Origin of the sequence: Collimonas sp. (assembly GCF_044339385.1) — a bacterium.
Classification (GTDB): domain Bacteria; phylum Pseudomonadota; class Gammaproteobacteria; order Burkholderiales; family Burkholderiaceae_D; genus Collimonas.
Window position 1 is genome coordinate 1 of sequence record NZ_JBIIVN010000193.1, and the last position, 4,337, is coordinate 4,337.

6 protein-coding genes are annotated in these 4,337 nt (G+C 53.6%); all 6 read right to left on the bottom strand.

Annotation, left to right across the window (positions count from 1 at the left end):
* Positions 1 to 820, bottom strand: an 820-nt coding sequence (gene rplB, locus ACIQ0R_RS11590; protein ID WP_395827528.1) for a 50S ribosomal protein L2, incomplete at its 3' end; no start/stop codon positions are given.
* Positions 820 to 1,134 carry a 50S ribosomal protein L23 gene (gene rplW / locus ACIQ0R_RS11595; protein ID WP_061532014.1) on the bottom strand — a complete coding sequence of 105 codons (315 nt, stop codon included), beginning with the start codon at positions 1,132 to 1,134 and terminating at the stop codon, positions 820 to 822. The genes rplB and rplW, both read right to left, overlap by 1 nt.
* The gene (rplD, locus tag ACIQ0R_RS11600; protein WP_395827531.1) at positions 1,131 to 1,751 is read right to left on the bottom strand and encodes a 50S ribosomal protein L4; all 621 of its coding nucleotides are present in this window, start codon (positions 1,749 to 1,751) and stop codon (positions 1,131 to 1,133) included. The genes rplW and rplD overlap by 4 nt, the downstream gene beginning before the upstream one ends.
* 3 nt (positions 1,752 to 1,754) lie before the next feature.
* On the bottom strand, positions 1,755 to 2,411 hold the full coding sequence (gene rplC / locus ACIQ0R_RS11605) for a 50S ribosomal protein L3 (protein ID WP_395827534.1): 657 nt from the start codon (positions 2,409 to 2,411) through the stop codon (positions 1,755 to 1,757).
* 301 nt (positions 2,412 to 2,712) lie between these two features.
* Positions 2,713 to 3,030 carry a 30S ribosomal protein S10 gene (gene rpsJ, locus ACIQ0R_RS11610; protein ID WP_395827537.1) on the bottom strand — a complete coding sequence of 106 codons (318 nt, stop codon included), beginning with the start codon at positions 3,028 to 3,030 and terminating at the stop codon, positions 2,713 to 2,715.
* Between the two features lie 110 nt (positions 3,031 to 3,140).
* Positions 3,141 to 4,337 carry an elongation factor Tu gene (gene tuf / locus ACIQ0R_RS11615; protein ID WP_395827540.1) on the bottom strand — a complete coding sequence of 399 codons (1,197 nt, stop codon included), beginning with the start codon at positions 4,335 to 4,337 and terminating at the stop codon, positions 3,141 to 3,143.

Genomic DNA, 4,337 nt, shown 5'->3' on the forward strand with positions numbered 1-4,337 from the left:
TGCCGCGGCGCGAGACGATCATGGAAGTAGTACGCTTGTTGCTGCGTGTCTTCTTACCCTTAGTCTGTTGACCCCATGGCGAAACTGGATGACGACCAGCTGCGGTCTTGCCTTCACCACCACCGTGAGGATGGTCAACCGGGTTCATGACCACACCGCGAACGGTAGGACGAACACCACGCCAACGCATCGCACCCGCTTTACCGATCTTGCGCAGGCTGTGTTCGGCATTGCCGACTTCACCTACGGTAGCGCGGCATTCGATGTGCACACGGCGAACTTCACCGGAGCGCAAACGAATCTGAGCATAAGTACCTTCACGAGCCATCAACACAACGCCGGCACCGGCGGTACGGCCCATTTGGGCACCCTTACCAGGCAGCATTTCGACGCAATGCAGAATTGTACCGACCGGAATATTACGGATCGGCAGGCAGTTACCAGATTTGATCGGCGCTTCCGAGCCGCTCATTACCTGATCGCCTACAGCCATGCCCTTAGTGGCGATGATGTAGTGGCGTTCGCCGTCGGCGTAGCACAACAGAGCGATATTCGCAGTGCGGTTTGGATCGTATTCGATACGCTCCACTTTCGCTGGAATACCATCCTTGGTGCGCTTGAAGTCGATCAGGCGGTAATGTTGCTTATGACCACCGCCGATGTGACGAGTAGTGATATGACCGTTGTTGTTACGACCGGCTGTTTTGGACTTCTTCTCAACCAGGGCAGCAAATGGACGGCCTTTGTACAGGTCGGGATTAACGACCTTGACCATGCCACGGCGACCCGGCGAGGTTGGCTTAACTTTAACGAGTGCCATTATTTAGCCTCCTCGGTGAAGTTGATCTCTTGACCCGGCTTCAAGCATACGAATGCGCGGCGGGTATGGTTGCGGCGACCCATGGTCTTGCCGCTACGCTTTTGCTTACCCTGGCGATTGGCAACTTGCACCGATTCAACCTGAACTTTGAAGAGCAGTTCGACAGCAGCCTTGACTTCCAGCTTGGTAGCGTCTGGCGCGATACGGAAAACGACTTGCTCGTTCTTCTCCGCAACCAACGTTGCCTTCTCGGAAATTACCGGCGCCAGCAACACTTTCATCAAGCGTTCTTCGCTATGTTTAATTGCGTTCATGCCAGCATCTCCTCAATCTTCGCCAAAGCCAGCTTGGTGATCAGGATCTTCTTGTAGAACACAAGTGATACTGGATCAGCATGACGTGGCTCACAAACCAGGAAGCCTGGCAGGTTACGCGACGCCAGCAACAGGTTTTCTTCCAGATTGTCGGTAATCACCAACACGGAATCGAGACCCATGGTCTTCAGTTTTTGCGACAGCAACTTGGTCTTTGGCGCTTCGACCGAGAAATTCTCGACGACCGACAAACGACCTTCGCGTGCCAACTGCGACAGAATCGAGCAGAGACCTGCGCGATACATCTTCTTGTTTACTTTGTGCGAGAAGTTCTCATCAGGCGAGTTCGGGAAAATCCGACCACCGCCGCGCCACAGAGGCGAAGACGACATACCGGCCCGAGCGCGGCCAGTGCCCTTTTGGCGCCATGGCTTTTTAGTCGTGTGATGAACTTCTTCACGGTCTTTTTGCTTACGGTTACCGCTGCGAGCGTTCGCCTGGTAAGCAACTACGACCTGGTGAATCAGAGCTTCGTTGTAGTCGCGGCCGAAAATGGTATCCGGAGCAGCAACGTTCGAAGCAGCTTGACCTTGGTCATTCAGGAGCTTGAGTTCCATGAATTAGGCTCCCTTCTTAGCTTTGATTTTGATCGCAGGGCTGACCACAACCTGGCCGTTCTTCGCACCTGGAACCGCACCCTTGACCAGCAACAATTGACGTTCAGCATCAACACGTGCGATTTCGAGGTTTTGCGTGGTTACAGTAACGTCACCCATGTGACCGGTCATGCGCTTACCAGGGAAAACACGACCTGGATCCTGCGCCATACCGATGGAACCTGGAACATTATGCGAACGCGAGTTACCGTGGGTAGCACGACCGGATGCGAAATTGTGACGCTTGATAGTACCAGCGTAACCCTTACCGATCGACACACCTTGAACGTCAACCTTTTGACCGACTTCGAACAGGCTGGCAGCGATAACTTCGCCGGCCTTCAGCTCGGAAGCCTTGGTTGAATCAATGCGGAATTCTCTGAGGATGGAACCAGCCTCAACGCCAGCTTTGGCGTAGTGACCAGCGGCGGCTTTAGTCACGCGTGAAGCGCGACGCGAACCGAATGCAACTTGAACAGCGGTATAACCGTCTGTTTCAGGCGTTTTGATTTGGGTCACGCGGTTGTTCGACACGTCCAGCACGGTTACAGGGATCGAATCCCCATCTTCCGTGAAGATGCGCATCATTCCAACCTTGCGACCAACAAGGCCTAAGCTCATTGTTTTTCTCCATTCCCGCCTACGATTGGGCAGGGCTGATGTTTGTACAACTAAAATAAATGCGATTGCATGAGGCCAAAGCAGCCGCAATCGCACCGAAGCCGATCAGTATAACCGGGTAAATTTTTATTTGCAAGACCATCTTTGTCGTGGTATGTCAAACATTTACCCGTTCAGACTGTTTTACAACACCGATAAAAAATTCGGGACAGAGCGAATCGCCACACCATGGTGGCTCATCGACTCTGTCCCGCATTGGTCTTGCTATTGTCTTGCTATTGTGTTTCTTGCTGTAAATTTATTATTGCAGCTTGATTTCTACGTCCACACCAGCTGGCAGATCCAGCTTCATCAACGCATCGACTGTCTTGTCGGTTGGGTCAACGATGTCCATCAGGCGTTGGTGCGTGCGGATTTCGAACTGATCGCGCGATGTCTTGTTGACGTGCGGCGAACGCAGTACGTCAAAACGCTGGATACGTGTTGGCAAAGGCACTGGACCTTTGACAACTGCACCGGAGCGCTTGGCTGTATCGACGATTTCCTGAGCCGATTGGTCGATCAGTTTGTAGTCGAACGCCTTCAGGCGGATGCGGATTTTTTGGTTAGGAGCTGACATGATTTTCCTTAAAAGAACGAACCGTGGGTGACAGCCACCCACGGTATATTGTTACACTGACAAACCACCGAAGCGGCCTGCCTATTGCACTAAAAGCTTGCTATTACGTATTACGCGTCAGCCAGGATCTTAGCAACAACGCCTGCACCAACAGTACGGCCACCTTCGCGGATTGCGAAGCGCAGACCTTCTTCCATCGCGATCGGGTTGATCAACATGACTGTGATCGACACGTTGTCGCCTGGCATCACCATTTCTTTATCCTTCGGCAACTGGATCGAACCAGTCACGTCCGTTGTACGGAAGTAGAACTGTGGACGATAGTTGTTGAAGAATGGGGTATGACGACCGCCTTCGTCTTTCGACAGAACATAGATCTCGCCAGTGAAATGCTTGTGTGGCTTGATCGAGTTCGGCTTGGCCAATACCTGGCCGCGCTCTACGTCTTCACGCTTGGTACCGCGCAGCAGAACGCCAACGTTATCGCCTGCCTGACCTTGGTCCAGCAGCTTACGGAACATTTCAACGCCGGTGCAAACGGTATCTTGCGTATCGCGAATACCAACGATTTGCAACGCTTCGCCAATCTTGACGATGCCGCGCTCAACACGACCGGTTACAACAGTACCGCGGCCCGAGATCGAGAACACGTCTTCTACCGGCAACAGGAACGAGCCGTCAACAGCGCGCTCTGGTGTTGGGATGTAAGTGTCCAGCGCTTCGGCCAGAGCCATGATCGCTTGCTCGCCCAGTGGGCCGGTATCGCCTTCCAGCGCCAGCTTTGCCGAACCCTTGATGATTGGCAGATCGCCGCCTGGGAAATCGTACTCGGTCAACAGCTCGCGCACTTCCATTTCAACCAGCTCGAGCAACTCTTCGTCGTCGACCATGTCGGCCTTGTTCAGGAACACGATGATGTATGGCACGCCAACCTGACGCGACAACAGAATGTGTTCGCGTGTCTGTGGCATTGGGCCGTCAGCTGCCGAGCAAACCAGGATCGCGCCGTCCATCTGCGCAGCACCGGTGATCATGTTTTTAACATAGTCAGCGTGGCCTGGGCAGTCAACGTGAGCGTAGTGACGGTTAGCAGTTTCGTATTCAACGTGAGCAGTGTTGATCGTGATGCCGCGCGCTTTTTCTTCTGGTGCTGCGTCAATCTGATCGTATGCCTTCGCTTCGCCGCCAAACTTCTTCGACAGTACTGTCGCGATCGCTGCTGTCAGCGTGGTCTTGCCGTGGTCGACGTGGCCGATAGTGCCGACGTTGACGTGCGGCTTGGTCCGCTCGAATTTACCTTTTGCCAT